The sequence below is a fragment of the Geoglobus ahangari genome, assembly GCF_001006045.1.
Taxonomy (GTDB): Archaea; Halobacteriota; Archaeoglobi; order Archaeoglobales; family Archaeoglobaceae; genus Geoglobus; species Geoglobus ahangari.
The window spans coordinates 1,642,754-1,658,000 of record NZ_CP011267.1 but is presented as its reverse complement, the minus strand read 5'-3'; the positions used below and the strand labels follow the sequence as shown (position 1 = coordinate 1,658,000).

Genomic DNA, 15,247 nt, shown 5'->3' with positions numbered 1-15,247 from the left:
TCATGCCATGGAGGAGGAAGAAGAGAGACTGGGATGAAGAGGACTGGTTTGACGAGTTCTTCAGGTTCCCGTTCGAGGAGTTTGACGAGCTGTTCAGGAGAATGATGAGGGAGTTCGACGAGCTCATAAGGACTGCCGAGCTCTCAGAGGGTAGGCCGATAGTCAGGGGCTTCAGCATAAGGATCGGCCCTGACGGCAAGCCGGAGATCAGGGAGTTCGGTACGAAGCCGACCATAAAGGAGGACATCGACCAGAGGAAGCCGCTCGTTGACGTCATCGAGACCGACGAGGAGATTCAGGTCATAGCGGAGATGCCAGGTGTCAACAAAGAGGACATTGAGCTAAGCGCGAGCGAGACCAAGCTGGAGATAAAGGCCGAGGGAGAGAACAGGAAGTACTACGAGGTCGTTGACCTGCCCGACGAGGTCGATCCGGACTCAGCGAAGGCCAGATACAACAATGGCGTGCTCGAGGTCGTGCTGAAGAAGAAGCACCCGAAGAAGGAGAGCAAGAAGAGGATAAACATCGAGTAACCCTTTTTTATTTTTAAACTCTTTTTTCACAGCCCCGCAACAAGGGGGGTTATGTAGGTCTCCACCAGCGCGGCAATCAGCAGCATTGGAAGGGGAAGCATCACGAACCTCTTTATGTACGCCATGAGAACGCTGTTGAGGTCAACATCCTCTCCCCTGAACCTTCTCAAGGCCTGATACCCGATTTCAAGCCCGTAGGCGCAGCTCAGAAGGACTGCCGGGATCTCGAGGATGCCGTGGGGTACGAGCATCATCGCCGTTTTGAGCACTCCAAACTCCACACCAATCACGCCGACGACCAGACCTATGATCACTCCGTTGAGGATGACGAAGAGCACCGGAACGATTCCGAAAGCTATGCCGAGCACCATTGCCATGAACGACTTCAGGGAGTTGTTCATGAAGATAAACAGGAAGATCTCGTAGTGCTCGAGGTTCCTGACGAAGTCGAAGCTCGAGAATGTGCTGTTCACGACCTCCTCTGAACCCTTTGCGTCAAGCATGGTATACGCGTATCCAGCAAGCAGGGAAATGACAAAGAGGAGGGTTACGATGGCCAGACTCCTCATGCTCACACCCCGAAGGTCATCCTGAGACCGTTCCTAATTCCCGGAGCGAATCCGAGGGTGAAAAGGACGAACTTTATGAAGCCCGCGAGGCTCTCTTCCTCCTCTTCCCTGTCCAGAATGTAGAGGATCGGGATGATGACAGCAAGCTTCAGGGGCACCATTATCCACGGGCCGAAGAGGGATATGAAGTACCTCGGAACGACGTGGAGCTCCCAGTACCCGAGGAACTGGATTCCAAGGAAGCTCGTCGATCCGTCCATGAGCTGGGCAAACACTACGGCCTTGCTGAAGCTATCTGCTTCAATCTTGGTGGAAATCAGGTGGTAGGCTGCCGTGATGGTTGCGGCTATTGTGAGGGCAGTTGGAATCACCCACCAGTTCTCCACCTCGAGGTGGGTGAAGAGGAATGCGAGGACGATGAGGGAGAGGACGATTCCCGGGTAAGGGTAGCGCCTGTAGTCCGTTCTGAGGGAGATTATTAGGGCCGCGAACGTGATGATGAAAGTCAGGATGTATATGAAGGGTGTCATGAGGAGGTATGAGTAGGGGGGCTGGACGAAGCCCGCGTCCTCAACAATCCTTGTGGATGAACCGAGAAGGATGTACGGAAAAGTGTAGAGGGCGAACCTGAGGTCGAACCTGACCCTCGGGCTGAGGTACCTGTAGAGGAGATATATGGCGACGATAAGTATCGCCGCGAATGTCATCGTGTTGACAGGGTTGTACCCCTCCTTGTAGACGATCGAGTCTATGAAGTACTCCTTTATGAAGCCGTAAACGTCCATTGAGACATCGTTTAAAAAGGGCTATTTAAATCTACTGCATTCTGCGACCGAAAAGTTAAAATTCGGATTATTTTACTAATCTCAAAAACCGGAAGGAGGTTATAGAGAAAAATGGGCTTGGACATATGTAATGTTTGCGGTCTGCCGAAAGACCTCTGCGTTTGCGAAGAGGTGGCAAAGGAGCAGCAGCAGATAACGATAAAGGTGACCAAGAGGAGGTACGGCAAGGAGGTCACCGTGATAGAGGGCATCGACAAGGGAGAGATCAACCTTGAGGAGCTGGCGAAGTACCTGAAGTCTAAGCTTGCGTGCGGTGGGACGGTAAAGAACGGAGCCATAGAGCTCCAAGGAAATCATGTGGCTCGCGTAAAAGAGCTACTCGTAAAGAAGGGGTTCAATCCAGACAGGATCAAAACCTGAGGAGCCCCCTCACTATATCCCAAATCACCTCTTTTATATTTATCCCGTAGTGGGTTGAAAGGTACCACAGCCCGTAGAACGTTCCGATCATGCTCCCCACGTTTGTCAGGGCTGCCACCATTATAACCCTGAACGCCCTATTCCTGTAGAGGTCTCTGAGGGAGTCCGAGCTCAGCATATCCTCAAGATCATGCTGGGTTGGTTTCCTCACGAAGAACTCCACAAGGCCAGAGAACCACCCTGCAGCAAGCAACGGGGAGAGTGAGGTGAGCCATGCGACGAAAAAGGCGGTGAGGATCGAAAGAGGGTGAGCCCCGGCAAGTGCCGCGAGAACTGCCGCGGGAATCCCGTTTGCCAGAAACCAGACCATGAATGCAGATAGAAACTCGGACGTGCCGAGCTTCAGCAACACTGAGACGAGCAGCAGAGCCACAATCGCCGTTACAGCAAATCCGGCAGCCTTTGCGACGCTAAACCTCCTTTCTTTCACATGCATGAGCTCCGAGATGTCTGGGAGGCTCTCCGGATTCGCGAGCAGCTTTTCTATCCCCTCTCTGTGACCTGCCCCCACAACCGCCACGATCCTGTCGTACCTCTTCAGGGCGTGAAGCAGGTTTATAGCCATGAACGCGTCCCTCTCATCCACGAGTATCTTCGCCGTCTTCGGAGATATTCTCCTGAACTCCTCGACGAGCATCTCGAGAACGTCCTTTTCGAGTATTTCATCCACCTCAACGTCGTCAGACTCAAAAAGCCCCCTCAGCATGTGGTAGAAAAGCTTGAGCTTCTCAACGATGCCGAGCTCGCTCCACAGCCTGCGCATGGTTATGGCCAGATCCCTGTCTATGAGCAGAACGTCTGCCCCGACCTCCTTGGCCTTCTCTATCGCTCTGAGCATCTCCTCCCCCGGGGTCACTCCAGTTTCCCTGCCAATCCTCCTCTGGAAGTTCGAGAGGATCAGCTGAAAGAGGAAGAGGAAGACGTTGCCCTTTCTAATAACCTCGGCGAGGTTCACGTTCTCCCTCTCCCCGATGAGCGCCCTGTACCTCCTGACGTCGAGCTCAACAGCAACCGCGTCCGGCCTCTCCTCCTCGATTACCCTCTCGACCTCCTCAATGCTCTTCCTCGAAACGTGGGCAGTCCCGACTATCACGAGCCTCTTCTGCTCGCCCTCATCCAACCCTGAGCACCTCCTGAATCTGCATCAGTCTCACGAGGTCGGTCTTCGAGACTATGCCCACAACCGTTCCATCCTCAACAACCGGGATCCTGCCAACTCCCGTCTCGTTCATTATCCTGAACGCCTCCGTTGCAGGGTCGTCTGGAGAGAGGACGATGACGTCCCTGCTCATCAAATCGCCTATCCTCTCATCACCCCTCCTCCCCGTCACGTCGTGCAGCGTGATTATTCCCACGAGCCTACCGTCATCCACCACCGGATAGCCGAGGTGCTTGTTCTTGAAGACGAACTGCACGAACTCCTCAACCGTCATGTCCGGCGTGACCACCTTCACGTCCGGCGTCATTATGTCTCTGACTCTCAGCCTCCCAAGAATCGCCTCTATCCTCGACATCTTCTCCTCCTCACTCGCCCCAAGGTAGATGAAGATTGCAATCAGCGTGAGCCAGAGGTTATAGACTATCCCGAAGACCGCCATGAAGACTGCGATCCCCTTCCCTATCTCCGCTGCGAGGAATGTTGCTCTCTCAAAGCCGAATCGCTCAGAGAGCAATCCTCTGAGAACCCTGCCGCCATCGAGCGGGAATGCGGGGATGAGGTTGAAGACGGCTATCAGCAGGTTTATCCTGTAGAACACGCCGAAGAACTCCCAGACCACCGGGATTCCTGTTTTTGATAGCGCGTAGGAAACCAGAGCTATTGCCACGCTGACCGCAGGCCCTGAGAGCGAGACGAGGACCTCCTTGAACCCTCTGGGTTGCCTCTCGAGGACGGCAATTCCACCGAACACGAAGAGAACAATCTCCCTCACGCTGTACCCGAGCCTCCTGCTGACTACCGAGTGGCCGAACTCGTGGAGGAATACTGCAACGAAGAGGGAGAGCGACGCAAGAGCTGAGAGGAGGATGGCGTTTTCCTGCCCTTTGAAACCGTACGGATACTCCTGAACGCTGAAGACCCATGTGAGGAAGACGAGGATTATGAAGAGGGAGTAGTGAACCCTCACGCTTATTCCAGAAACGCTGAACAGCCTTATAGCGGACATTAAAAAATTGAGTTGCGGAGAGGGTTATAACGTTTCCGCATCAGGGGAAAATTCCCCTCTTCCTCAGAGCCTCCACAACCCTGTCGAGAGCCACGACCATGGCAGCATCTCTCCAGAGGATGTCCCCGTACTCCTGCTTCGTCCTCAGCAGGTCGTTGAAGGCCCTCACGAGGATCTTCTCAAGCTCTGCATTGACCTTCTCGAGATCCCAGAAGTACCTCTCCAGATCCTGAACCCACTCGAAGTAGCTGACTATGACACCTCCAGAGTTGGCGAGGATGTCAGGAACGACGAGCTCGCACTTCTTGTCCAGATATTCCTCAGCTTCAGGAGTTATCGGGCCGTTCGCACCCTCCACAACAAGCCTCGCCTTTATGTTCCTCATGTTGCTCTCGTTTATGACGTTCTCTATCGCTGCGGGAACGAGCACGTCCACGTCGAGCTCGAGGAGCTCCTCATTGGTTATCTGCTCCCCCTCATACCCAACCACCGTACCCGTCTTCCTCTTGAACTCGAGAACCTCATCTGGATCGAGACCCTCGGGGTTGAACACTCCTCCTCTTGAGTCCGAGACTGCGACTATCGTTGCACCCATCTCGTGCAGCGTCTTGGCCGCCCAGTAGCCCACGTTCCCATAACCCTGAACTGCGACCGTCATCTCGCTTATGTCCATACCTATGGCCTTCGCAGACTCCCTCGCGATTATCGCCACACCCCTGCCGGTTGCAGAGTTTCTTCCGAGAGACCCGCCCAGTGAGACGGGCTTTCCGGTGACTATCCCCGGGACAGCGTATCCCTTGTAGACGCTGTAGGTGTCCATCATCCACGCCATCGTCTGCTCGTCCGTGTACATGTCCGGAGCTGGGATGTCCCTCTCTGGCCCTATGAAGGGTATGAGCATCGTCGTGAATCTTCTCGTGAGCCTCTCAAGCTCTCCTCTGCTCAGCTCCTTCGCGTTAACCCTGACTCCGCCCTTTCCCCCTCCAAACGGGATGTTCACGAGGGCGCACTTCCAGGTCATCCACATCGCAAGGGCCTTCACCTCATCCATCGTGACGTTGGGGTGGTACCTTATCCCCCCCTTGTAGGGCCCCCTGATGCCGCAGTGCTGAACCCTGTAGCCGGTGAAGATCCTGAGGCTGCCATCGTCCATCTTCACCGGAACCTTCACCTCAACAGCCCTGTCGGGAACCTTGAGGTACTCGACTATGCCCTCATCCACTCCCGCTATCTCCGCGGCCCTTTCAAGCTGATAACAGGCCATCTCATACGGATTCACTCTCTCACCTCCAGAAAACCAAAATCCCGGCCAATTTCCAGCCAGGCCCACGCCCACACAACACACTCAAACGCCCTGACGAGATCTCCTTTCTCAAGAAAGTAGTGCGAATCACTGATATAAGCCTTTATGTTCTCCACGAACCTCCTGTCACCCTCAAAGCTGAGTCTCTCGATCCTCTCGAGCCACTTAACCGTCTCGCTCCTCAGCTCGCTCTCGAGGCTCATACTTCTTCACCTTCAGGGTGAGTCCGTCCCTCCCAACGACAACGATCTCATCTCCTCTCGAAAGCTCCTCCTCGCTCTCGATCCTCCACAGCTCCCCGTGCACCTTCGCCATTCCCTTTCCACCGGAGAAGATTACGACCTCTCCCCTCTCGCCTATGAGCGCCTCTGCCCCGACCTTCTTCCTCATCTTCCTCAGCTGCACCACCTTGACTATCGCGTAGGTCATGATTATCCCCAGCCCGCTCGCAATGCCGCCAACGAGCATGGGAAAGCTCGTGTAGAAGTCTCTGGGCATCAGGGGCTCGTCGTAGAGCATCAGCGTGCCGAGGACAATGCAGACTATCGAGGCGACACCGAGAACTCCATACGTGGGGGTGAGGAGCTCGGCTATCAGGAATGCTATCCCCAGAAGTATCAGGAGGATCCCCATGTAGTTCACTCCGATTATCCCGAGCCCGAAAAGTGCGAGCAGCAGGCATATTGCTCCGAGCACCTCGGCCCCCATTCCCGGCGACGTGAGGCCGAATATCAGCCCGTAAATTCCGATGATGAGCAGTATGGACGCAAGCTCCGGAGACGTCAGAAGCTCAAGCACCTTCGCCTTCAGCGGCTTCTCGGCGACCACTATCTCGGCATCCTTTGTGTTCAGCACCCTCTCGCCCGTTGACGTCTCAACGACCATCCCGTCGACCTTCCTCAGGAACTCGAGCTTGCTGTCCGCGAGGACGTCTATTATCCCGTACCTGTAAGCCTCCTTTGCAGAGGCGCTGTAGGCTTCTGTCACAAACCTCTCGATTGCAGTCTCGTTTCTCCCCCTCTTCTCCGCTATGGCCTTTGCGTAGCTCGCCAGATACTTCACGGCCTTCTCCCCTACCCTTGGCTCTCCAACACCCACGGAAATTGGGGTGGCGGCGCCTATGGACGTGCCGTTTGCCATTCCGGCAACGTTGGCGGAGACGACTATCAAAGACCCTGCCGAGGCAGAAAAGGAGCCTGGAGGCACGTAGGTCAGCACGGGAATCTCGCTGTTCAGTATAAGGGAGATTATCTTCTCCGTGGAGGATACAAGCCCTCCCGGAGTGTTGACCACTATCAGCAGCGCGTCCGCGTTCCTCTCCTTCGCAAGCTCCATCGCGTTTTCGAGCGTGACGTATGTGCCCTCGTTTATGGTTCCCTCGATTTTCACCTCGACAATTGCTCCTGAGGCTAAGGGCGTGAAAGCGAGGATGCAGAGGATGGCTAAAATCGGAGCAAGGAGTTTTTCCATGAAAAAAGTTTGCGAGGATGGATAAAAAGGTTACTCAATGTAGATCGCCGGCTTACCCGGCATTGCGACCCTCCTCTTCTCCTCAGGAACCCTGTCAGCGTCGAAGGACACCTCAAGCCCGGTCTCCCTCTCTATGAAGTCCTTTGCACCTCTGACGATCCTCTCCTCGTCGAGAGATGCGAACTCTGCACCCTCTCTGAATATCCTCTTGAGGAAGCTCTGCACCTCCTTGGCCATCCCCCTCAGCCTCTCGTCCTTCATGAGCTCCTTCATAGCCACCTTCATGTTGCCCTTGCTGCTCGCAACCCTCACAACGTCCCTCTTCCAATCCTCTGCAAAAACTATGTAGACTCTCCTCGCATCCCTGACGAACTTCCTGACCTCGTTTATGTCGTCTATCAGCACCTTCAGGTACTCCTCCGCCATCTCAAGCTCCTCGTCCACCTTGCTCTCGTCGTATTCGGGGTACCTCTCGAGGCTGATGAAGGTGTCGTGCTTCCAGTGCCAGATCTCCTCGCAGATATGTGGTGTGAATGGGGCAAGCAGCCTGAGCCAGTCGTCGAATATGACCGCGAGGTTCTCCCCGCCCCTCCTCAGGTACCACCTGATGTCGCTCATCACCTCGAAGAAGGCCGTGTTTATCGCCCTCCTCGTCTGCAGCCTGTCCATAGCGTCTCTCGTATTCTTTATTGCCTTCTGGAACCTGCTCACCAGCCACCTGTCGAGATCTGTCAGCTCTTCGACCTCCTTCAGGTAGTACTTCTCGGCGAGGCTGTAGAGCCTTGATAGATGAGCCGAGAGGTTCTCCACGTCCCTCCTCTTCCAGTCAGCGTCGCTGTCGTACTCTGATGCATGGAGTATGTACATCCTCGTCACGTCTGCCCCAAACTCCGAAACGGCCCTCTTGAGGGTCAGAAGCGGGCCCTTGCTCTTGCTCATCTTCTTTCCTTCAAGGCTCACAAAACCGTTCACGGCTATTGCCCTCGGCCAGTACTTCTTCGGGAAGAGCGCGATATGGTGGAAGAGGAAGAACAGCAGGTGGTTGGCCACGAGATCCTTCCCGCTGCTCCTGAGATCCACTGGGTACCAGTACTCGAAGTCCCTCCTTATCCTTTCCAGAAGGTCGACATCAACCCCAGACCTCTCAGAGACCTCCGCCACATCACCCTTCCCGAGGAAAACGAAGTCGAAGAACTCGGGAACGAGGTTCTCTGCCTTCAGCACCCCCTCATTCACGTACCTCGCTATTATGTAGTAGGCCATGTATATCGTCGAGTCCGAGAGGCTCTCTATCAGCCACTCCCTGTCCCAAGGTATCCTCGTCCCCAGACCCTTTCTCCTCGCACACGCCTTGTCCTTGAGCCACTCTATCTTGTTCCTGAACTCCTCCTTGTAGTACTCCGGGATTATCGTCATCTCCTCGAGCCACTCCAGAACCTTCTCCTTCCACTCGGGATTCGAGTAGTTCAGGAACCACTGATCCTTGACGACCTTCACCACGCACTTTGTTCCGCACCTGCATATCACGGGCTTCTCGCTGAACTCGTAGAAGACGTCTCCCTTCCCCTCCCTGATCAGATCCTCGTGAACCCTGTCCTTTGCAACGCTGACCTTCATCCCCGCGTACTTTCCAGTGTTCTCGAGCATCACTCCCTTGTGGAACTCCTTCTTGTAAACGGTCTTCGTCGCCTTCTCCAGAAGGTCAGCGTCGCTCTGACTCTTCACCCCGAGCTCTTCAACGATGTCCTTGGCCGGGATCTCGTACTCCTCCCCCTCAATTCTTATCAGCACGATGGGCTTTATTCTGGAGAGCAGGTCTCTCGGGATTCCGTACTTCTCGAGCACATCGCTCTTCTCGAGATCTTTCAGAGCCACGTAGTCGAACGGGGCGTGGGCCGGGACAGACATCACGACACCGGTCGCGTTGTCGGTGTCGACGAAGTCCGCAGGGAGGACAGGAACTCTGTCACCCGTTACGGGATTTATCGCGAACTTTCCAAAGAATTTTGAGGTGTCCACTTCCTCAACAAGCCTGACATTCTTGTCCGTGTAGGTGAGCTTCTCGTAAGCCTCCCTGCTAACCAGCCACCTCTCACCATCGACCTCCGCTATCACGTACTTGGCAGGCTTCAGCCAGATGTTCGTGACCCCAAAAACCGTCTCGGGCCTGAGGGTTGCGCAGGGGAGAATCAGGTCATCATCCTCGAGCCTGAACTTTATGACCGTGAACTCGACAATCGTCGCCTCCTCTCCGGCAAGCAGGTCGTGATCCTCAACTGGGTTGTCATCGTTGGGGCAGTACCTCACTGGATGGCTCCCCTTGACTATCAGACCCTTCTCCTTCAGCTTCCAGTACTGCCACTCGATGAACTTCTGGTAGGTCTCGTCCATCGTCGTGAACTTTCTCCTCCAGTCTATGGAGAACCCTATCATCTTCAGGGCGTTCTCAGCCTCCCTCGAGAAGTACTCCACTATCCTCTCCGGGGTCGTCAGCTTTATCAGCTCGTCGTAGGGCACGTCATGGTACTTGGTGTAGACCTCTATCGTCCTTTCATCCCTCTTGGCTATCAGCTCAGCCAGACCGATGATCGGCGTGCCCGTGACGTGAAAGCCCATCGGGAAGAGCACGTTATAGCCCAGCATCCTCTTGTATCTCGCAACCGCATCCCCAATCGTGAAAGTCCTCGTGTGACCGGCATGCAGGTTGCCGTTCAGGTAAGGATAGGGAATCGTGATGAAGAACTTCTCCTTATCAGAAACTTCCGGCTGGAAAATTGCATTTGCCTCCCACTCCCTCTGCCACTTCTCCTCGATCTCCCTGAAGTTCATGGAGTGGAATTCAATTGCAGATTAAAAATATTTACCCAATTTTCTGGAGAAGGGTGGCGAGAGGAGGTAGAGGGTGCTCAGGAGCAGAATCGCATAGACGAACTCAATGCGGAACAGCCCGCCCACCAGACAGGCGGCGAAAATGAGGAGAAGCACGGGATTCCTGAGCTTTCTGTACTCTATGTCGCTGATCATGAAAAATGCAATGGCCACGCTCACGATACCTGCTATCAAGTCTCCTGCGAGTATTCTTGTAGAGATGACGAGGAGGGAGGCCGAGGTTATCGGGAACCCAACGAAGTTCTCGTGGTGCTCGGCCGTAAATCTGGCGAGCCTGTACATGCCCGCGAGCAGGTATGCGAGGGAGAACGTGGGGAAGAAGAAGGCGGTTGCCACTCCGAATGATGCGAAGTCTGCGAGAGAGTCAACATACTTCCCGTACTTCCCGGAATACCCCTTCCTCGCAAGATACCCGTCGAAGCCATCCATCAATGCGGCGAGGAACAGATAGCGCGGGTCTCTCATCACGATGGCCATGAAGCCGAAGAGCACGTTGAAGAACGAGAAGTAGTCGGCAACGTCAATGTGCTTCTTCATCCTCTCACCGCCACGGTCTGCCCGGCCTTTACCCTCTCTCCTTCCCTGATCACGAACCTGTACCCCTCAGGCACCTCCAGCGTAACCCTCGAGCCGAACACTATCATCCCTATCCTCTGCCCCTTTTTAACCCTCTCGCCCTCTTTCACGTAGCAGATTATCCTTCTCGCAAAGAAGCCCGCGATCTGCTCCACCACGTATGTTCCATCCTCACCCTCTATGGTTATCCTGTTGGTCTCGTTCCTGATCCCCTTAAGGAAAGCGGGGCTGAACTTCCCCGGGATGTGCTCAACGCTCACAACAACTCCGTCGCATGGGGAGCGGTTAACGTGGCAGTCCAGCAGGCCCATGAATATCTCCAGCCTTCTACCTTCAACAACATCAACCCTGCCGTCAGCCGGGGAGACAACGCCATCCCCAATCTCCCTGTCAGGATCCCTGAAGAAGAAGGCAGTGAAGGCTGCGAATAAGACGAGCATGATGGAGAGTGCAGGCAGGTGAGGTGCGAGCAGGGCGGAGATGATGAGGGAGAGGAGGATTATCCTCACTCCTGCCGCTTCCATGTTCTCACCATCTCATCCTTGAGGTTGAATATGAGGTCTGCAAACTCGGGAAGGAACCTGAAGACTGCAACAGATATTGCTATGAGCGCGAGCGTGGCGAGGATCTTGGAGATCACGTGGTGGGCTATGTAGAAGCTGTCCGGGCCAAACCACTGCTCGCCGAAAGCGGCGGTTATGAAGACGTTTCTGAGAAGGTTGAGGACGTAGATGACCGGCACGGAAACGAGGAACGCATAAACTCTCCTCTTCAGGTCTGCTTTCGTAGAGACGGCTATCCCGGCAAACAGGGCCATGCTCTCTATGCCCGTGCACGCGAGTATGATCTCCACATACCTTCCCCCGTACTCTATGATGTTCCAGTCGTACCTCGTGAAGTTGAAGCCGAGCGTTTTTCCAAGGATGACGGTCATGTCGGCGGTGTGGGTTATTAGAAGGGTCTTCAGCTCGGTCAGTGCGAAGGAGAAGTAGATAAGGGACGAGACGAACGCCACGGATGTTGCCGAGACGAAAACGTCCTGATTCTCCGATCTCAGGATTGTTAAACCCATAAAGGTGAAGAGGGAAAATGCGAGAACCATTATCACGGTGTTGTAGTAGTCGGAGATCTGAAGGTAGTGGGGGATCTTGAGCAGCCAGCTAACACCGAAGATGAACCACGCGAAGAAGCCGAGGGGTTTTTTCCTCAGGACAGCATACAGGAACATGAGCGCGATCGAGAGGAATTCCAGCATACCACGAAAGTTTATCAACTGAATTTAAGATATTCGGATGTGGACCTACACATACACAGCGTGTACTCGGATGGAACCGCGACAATTGACGAGATTGCGAGGAAGGCAAGGGAGAGGGGAATGAGGATAATCGCCGTGGTCGATCACTCCGCCGAGCACCCGAGAGGCCTGAACGAGAGCAAGGCGAGGAGAAGGAGAGTGGAGATAGAACAGGCGGAGCAGAAGTACGGGATCAGGATCCTCGACGGTGTTGAGTGCGGGATACTGGAGGACGGAAAGATAATCCTGCCAAAGCATGACTTTGACCTCATAATTGCCTCCCTTCACACCCCCGTCAGGAGAGACGAGCTATACAGGAGAATAAAGAGGTGCATTCTGGAGCAGGACTTCCACGTTCTCGGCCACCTGCATGCGGGCATGTTCTCCCTCGACGGCAGGAGCGAGGAAGAGGACATGGAGATCCTCGACCTTCTTGAGGAGAGCGGAAAAGCGCTGGAGATCAACTCCAACCACATGGCTCCTCCGGAAAGCACGCTCGAGCTGTGCAGGGGCAGGAGGATCCTGTACTCCTTCGGCAGCGACGCCCACACCCTCGCCAGAGTTGGTGAGATATCATATTCAAAAAAGATGGCAAAGCTTTATCTCGACAGGGGTAGAAACATAATCCATGAAATGTATAACGCTCACCGTTGACGCCATAGTGCCTTACAAGGGCGGGATAGTTCTGATAAAGAGGAGAAACGACCCCTACAGGGGATACTACGCCCTCCCAGGCGGGATAGTGGAGTACGGGGAGAGGGTCGAGGATGCGGTCGTGAGAGAGGTGAGGGAAGAGACGGGGCTCGAATGCAGGGTGAGGAAGCTGGTTGGAGTCTACTCAGACCCTGAAAGAGATCCGAGGGGGCACTTTGTAAGCGTGTGCTTCCTCGTTGAGGTTACCGGTGGTGAGCTCAAAGCAGATAGCGATGCAGCGGAGGTAAAGGTATTTAAGCTGGGAGAGCTTCCAGAACTTGCATTCGATCATGAGAAGATGATCAGGGACGCTGAGGTGGTGCTGAATGGAGTTCTGTCCAAAGTGTAAGAGCATAATGATATATCAGGGAGACAAGGCGGTCTGCAGGAAGTGCGGATACGAGAAGGATGCTGGAGACGCGCCAACCCTCGTCACCGTCGCCAAAAGAAACGAGGAAGAGATACCGGTGATTGAGGGTGAGAATGTCAAGACCCTGCCAACCACGAACGCAATATGCCCGGCATGCGGCCACAGAGAGGCTTACTGGTGGCTCAGGCAGCTGAGGGCCGCAGACGAGAGCGAGGTGAGGTTCTTCAGGTGCACCAAGTGCGGGAAGACTTGGAGAGAGTACGATTAAATTAATATATTATTCTCAGGATTACAGAAACGCGTGTACGATGTTGTTATTGTTGGCGCCGGTTACGCTGGATCAAGTCTCTCAGGGCAGCTGGAAAAGCTGAAAGACGTGCTGGTTATTGACGAACGGGGTGTTGGTGAAAAGAGCACGAGCATATCGTCTTTTCTGAAGATCCTCGATGACGAGGTTGTGCTGAACGAGTACGACGAGTACACGATAATGACAGTTGACGGAGAGTCCTACACCTACGAATTCGATGAGCCGGTACTCGGTCTGGTAGATTACAAGAAGCTGTGTGAGAGGGCGGTCTCGCATGATGTCCACAGCGCCCGGGTTGAGGAGTATGGCGACGGATACGTCAGGCTGAGCGACGGAGAGGTTATAAGGGCAAAGGTCGTCGTGGACTGCACAGGTGTTTACGGCCAGAAACTGAGAGCAAGGTTCGGCCTGCCATCACCACCGTTCAGGGTGTCCCTGTCATTTGCAGAGATCAAAAACGGGGGCTCAGGCATCAGGAGCAACAGCCTGTACCTCATTGTCGGTCACGCGAATCTCGGCGGGTGGATTTACCCCGTTGACAATACGAAGTCTGAATTCGGATTCGCCCAAGGGAGCAGAAAAGGTGAGGCAGAATTTCCTGAGCTGAGACAGGTTGCCGAGACGATGGGCTTCAGGATGCACAAAGATACGACAATTAAAAGAAGCGAGTACGCATTTGGTTTTGTAAAACAGGTTGTTAGGGGGAGCGTAGTACTGTTCGGAGACTCGTGCGGACTCGTTCATCCCACATACATCATGGGAATCCATTACATTCATCGATTTGCTCCGATCCTTGCAGAGCATGTGGCAGGTTACCTGAGGGGGGAGAAAACATCGCTCGAAAAATACCAGAGGCTGTGGAGAGAAGCGTTAAAGAGGGCAGCGGACAACATCGCAAGAGGGTATGCAATATGGGATCTGCCAGTAGACGAGCAGATAAAGGTAACAAAAGTCCAGATCAGGGCAGGAATTAAGCCGGAGTCCATTCTCGACCACATGTGGGCATTTGACGAAAAGTTTCAGGTATTCGCGAAAAACCCCCCGAAGCTGTGGGACTTTCCGCTTAGGCTATACCTGAACTACATAAGATACAGGCTGAGCTTCATGTTCCGCTAAACCCGCCGGATATCACTATCTTCATCGCCTCCTCCACGCTTATGTCCAGATAAATCAGCTCATCCTCTGGAACGAGAACAACAAGGCCGGATGTCGGGTTGGGCGAGGTGGGGATGAACACGTTCACAAGCCTCTTGCCTGTGCTTTTCTCGGCCACCTCTATTCTCGACCCCGATGTGAACCCGATCGCGTACACACCCTTCCTCGGGTACTCCACGAGGACAACACCCTTGAGCCGCTCCACATCCGACTCTACCACAGCCTTCAGCGCCTCCTTCACGCCAACATAAACTGTCCTGACTATGGGCACTCTCTTCAGCCATTGTTCCACCTTCAGAATCGCCTTCTGACCTATGGCATGTGTTCCAAAAGCTCCGAGGGCGAGGATTACAAGAACGAGGAGGAGAACGCTCATGCCGGGGAAGTAGTAGGGGCTCGCCCTGATCGCAGGGCTCATCAGATTTTCCACGGCCATAACTGCCCAGTATATTATGAACACGGTAGTGGCAAGAGGCAGGAAAATGAGCAGACCGGTTATGAACGTGTTCCTCAACCTCTCGAGCATGTGTTTCTTTTTCAGCTTCCAATTATAAATTGGTTTTCCGGAAAAGGCATCATAATGAGGGGAATAACAACATCGAAAAGATATATGTAATCAATAATATCACTATTATTCCGGAGGTGATTAAAAATGGAG

The 15,247-nt window shown here is 54.1% G+C and carries 18 protein-coding genes; 6 read left to right on the top strand and 12 right to left on the bottom strand.

All coding sequences use genetic code 11. The features are described 5' to 3' along the window. Window positions 1-2: 2 nt before the first annotated feature. Entirely contained in the window at window positions 3-533 is a 531-nt protein-coding gene (gene hsp20 / locus GAH_RS09580; RefSeq protein WP_048096401.1) for an archaeal heat shock protein Hsp20, read from the top strand. A 26-nt stretch (window positions 534-559) separates the two neighbouring features. Here hsp20 and GAH_RS09575 read toward each other — a convergent pair whose 3' ends face one another. Both GAH_RS09575 and GAH_RS09570 read right to left on the bottom strand, forming a co-directional pair. Then, entirely contained in the window at window positions 560-1,102 is a 543-nt protein-coding gene (locus GAH_RS09575) for a stage II sporulation protein M (RefSeq protein WP_052747844.1), read from the bottom strand. A gap of 2 nt (window positions 1,103-1,104) precedes the next feature. After that, window positions 1,105-1,887, bottom strand: a complete 783-nt coding sequence (locus GAH_RS09570; RefSeq protein ID WP_048096399.1) for a DUF63 family protein — start codon at window positions 1,885-1,887, stop codon at window positions 1,105-1,107. Window positions 1,888-1,998: 111 nt separating this feature from the next. Here GAH_RS09570 and yciH point away from each other — a divergent pair, with 111 nt between their 5' ends. After that, complete coding sequence (yciH, locus tag GAH_RS09565) at window positions 1,999-2,307, top strand: stress response translation initiation inhibitor YciH (protein WP_048096397.1); 309 nt, start codon at window positions 1,999-2,001, stop codon at window positions 2,305-2,307. Here yciH and GAH_RS09560 read toward each other — a convergent pair. The 9 genes from GAH_RS09560 to artA are packed head-to-tail and all read right to left on the bottom strand — an operon-like array spanning window position 2,297 to window position 12,025. After that, entirely contained in the window at window positions 2,297-3,487 is a 1,191-nt protein-coding gene (locus GAH_RS09560) for a TraB/GumN family protein (protein ID WP_048096395.1), read from the bottom strand. The two genes, yciH and GAH_RS09560, sit on opposite strands and share 11 nt — an antisense overlap. Then, window positions 3,480-4,532 (bottom strand): M50 family metallopeptidase, encoded by a 1,053-nt coding sequence (locus tag GAH_RS09555; RefSeq protein ID WP_048096394.1) that lies wholly within the window; start codon window positions 4,530-4,532, stop codon window positions 3,480-3,482. Before GAH_RS09555 ends, GAH_RS09560 begins: the two co-directional genes overlap by 8 nt. Window positions 4,533-4,572: 40 nt before the next feature. Beyond that, a complete protein-coding gene (locus GAH_RS09550; protein WP_048096392.1) occupies window positions 4,573-5,796 on the bottom strand; it encodes a Glu/Leu/Phe/Val dehydrogenase dimerization domain-containing protein in 1,224 nt (407 codons plus the stop codon). Between the two features lie 11 nt (window positions 5,797-5,807). Further along, window positions 5,808-6,038 (bottom strand): DUF357 domain-containing protein, encoded by a 231-nt coding sequence (locus GAH_RS09545; protein WP_048096391.1) that lies wholly within the window; start codon window positions 6,036-6,038, stop codon window positions 5,808-5,810. Further along, window positions 6,001-7,305: an NfeD family protein gene (locus GAH_RS09540; RefSeq protein WP_048096390.1), complete on the bottom strand. Its 1,305-nt coding sequence runs from the start codon at window positions 7,303-7,305 to the stop codon at window positions 6,001-6,003. The genes GAH_RS09545 and GAH_RS09540 overlap by 38 nt, the downstream gene beginning before the upstream one ends. Window positions 7,306-7,335: 30 nt before the next feature. Beyond that, a complete protein-coding gene (gene leuS / locus GAH_RS09535) occupies window positions 7,336-10,134 on the bottom strand; it encodes a leucine--tRNA ligase (protein WP_048096388.1) in 2,799 nt (932 codons plus the stop codon). Between the two features lie 21 nt (window positions 10,135-10,155). Further along, the gene (locus tag GAH_RS09530) at window positions 10,156-10,731 is read right to left on the bottom strand and encodes a CDP-alcohol phosphatidyltransferase family protein (RefSeq protein ID WP_048096387.1); all 576 of its coding nucleotides are present in this window, start codon (window positions 10,729-10,731) and stop codon (window positions 10,156-10,158) included. Next, window positions 10,728-11,294, bottom strand: coding sequence for a phosphatidylserine decarboxylase (locus tag GAH_RS09525; RefSeq protein ID WP_048096385.1), 567 nt, complete (start codon window positions 11,292-11,294; stop codon window positions 10,728-10,730). The genes GAH_RS09530 and GAH_RS09525 overlap by 4 nt, the downstream gene beginning before the upstream one ends. Then, entirely contained in the window at window positions 11,276-12,025 is a 750-nt protein-coding gene (artA, locus tag GAH_RS09520; protein WP_048096384.1) for an archaeosortase A, read from the bottom strand. The genes GAH_RS09525 and artA overlap by 19 nt, the downstream gene beginning before the upstream one ends. A 39-nt stretch (window positions 12,026-12,064) precedes the next feature. Between artA and GAH_RS09515 the strand changes: the two genes are divergently transcribed. The 4 genes from GAH_RS09515 to GAH_RS09500 are packed head-to-tail and all read left to right on the top strand — an operon-like array spanning window position 12,065 to window position 14,550. Next, window positions 12,065-12,718: a PHP domain-containing protein gene (locus GAH_RS09515; RefSeq protein WP_048096382.1), complete on the top strand. Its 654-nt coding sequence runs from the start codon at window positions 12,065-12,067 to the stop codon at window positions 12,716-12,718. Then, window positions 12,693-13,106, top strand: a complete 414-nt coding sequence (locus tag GAH_RS09510; RefSeq protein ID WP_048096381.1) for an NUDIX domain-containing protein — start codon at window positions 12,693-12,695, stop codon at window positions 13,104-13,106. The genes GAH_RS09515 and GAH_RS09510 overlap by 26 nt, the downstream gene beginning before the upstream one ends. Beyond that, the gene (locus GAH_RS09505) at window positions 13,084-13,395 is read left to right on the top strand and encodes a transcription factor S (RefSeq protein WP_048096379.1); all 312 of its coding nucleotides are present in this window, start codon (window positions 13,084-13,086) and stop codon (window positions 13,393-13,395) included. The genes GAH_RS09510 and GAH_RS09505 overlap by 23 nt, the downstream gene beginning before the upstream one ends. Before the next feature lie 33 nt (window positions 13,396-13,428). Next, window positions 13,429-14,550, top strand: coding sequence for an NAD(P)/FAD-dependent oxidoreductase (locus tag GAH_RS09500; protein WP_048096378.1), 1,122 nt, complete (start codon window positions 13,429-13,431; stop codon window positions 14,548-14,550). On the opposite strand, the gene GAH_RS09495 is transcribed toward GAH_RS09500, so the two are convergent. After that, complete coding sequence (locus tag GAH_RS09495) at window positions 14,537-15,115, bottom strand: DUF502 domain-containing protein (RefSeq protein WP_048096377.1); 579 nt, start codon at window positions 15,113-15,115, stop codon at window positions 14,537-14,539. The two genes, GAH_RS09500 and GAH_RS09495, sit on opposite strands and share 14 nt — an antisense overlap. Between the last annotated feature and the right edge of the window lie 132 nt (window positions 15,116-15,247).

Excerpts from the sequence above, each read along its gene's own strand:
- hsp20 (WP_048096401.1), top strand. The coding sequence starts at position 3 with ATGCCATGGAGGAGGAAGAAGAGAGACTGGGATGAAGAGGACTGGTTT.
- GAH_RS09575 (WP_052747844.1), bottom strand. The coding sequence starts at position 1,102 with ATGAGGAGTCTGGCCATCGTAACCCTCCTCTTTGTCATTTCCCTGCTT.
- GAH_RS09570 (WP_048096399.1), bottom strand. The coding sequence starts at position 1,887 with ATGGACGTTTACGGCTTCATAAAGGAGTACTTCATAGACTCGATCGTC.
- yciH (WP_048096397.1), top strand. The coding sequence starts at position 1,999 with ATGGGCTTGGACATATGTAATGTTTGCGGTCTGCCGAAAGACCTCTGC.
- GAH_RS09555 (WP_048096394.1), bottom strand. The coding sequence starts at position 4,532 with ATGTCCGCTATAAGGCTGTTCAGCGTTTCTGGAATAAGCGTGAGGGTT.
- GAH_RS09550 (WP_048096392.1), bottom strand. The coding sequence starts at position 5,796 with ATGGCCTGTTATCAGCTTGAAAGGGCCGCGGAGATAGCGGGAGTGGAT.
- GAH_RS09545 (WP_048096391.1), bottom strand. The coding sequence starts at position 6,038 with ATGAGCCTCGAGAGCGAGCTGAGGAGCGAGACGGTTAAGTGGCTCGAG.
- GAH_RS09540 (WP_048096390.1), bottom strand. The coding sequence starts at position 7,305 with ATGGAAAAACTCCTTGCTCCGATTTTAGCCATCCTCTGCATCCTCGCT.
- leuS (WP_048096388.1), bottom strand. The coding sequence starts at position 10,134 with ATGAACTTCAGGGAGATCGAGGAGAAGTGGCAGAGGGAGTGGGAGGCA.
- GAH_RS09530 (WP_048096387.1), bottom strand. The coding sequence starts at position 10,731 with ATGAAGAAGCACATTGACGTTGCCGACTACTTCTCGTTCTTCAACGTG.
- GAH_RS09525 (WP_048096385.1), bottom strand. The coding sequence starts at position 11,294 with ATGGAAGCGGCAGGAGTGAGGATAATCCTCCTCTCCCTCATCATCTCC.
- artA (WP_048096384.1), bottom strand. The coding sequence starts at position 12,025 with ATGCTGGAATTCCTCTCGATCGCGCTCATGTTCCTGTATGCTGTCCTG.
- GAH_RS09510 (WP_048096381.1), top strand. The coding sequence starts at position 12,693 with ATGAAATGTATAACGCTCACCGTTGACGCCATAGTGCCTTACAAGGGC.
- GAH_RS09505 (WP_048096379.1), top strand. The coding sequence starts at position 13,084 with ATGGAGTTCTGTCCAAAGTGTAAGAGCATAATGATATATCAGGGAGAC.
- GAH_RS09495 (WP_048096377.1), bottom strand. The coding sequence starts at position 15,115 with ATGCTCGAGAGGTTGAGGAACACGTTCATAACCGGTCTGCTCATTTTC.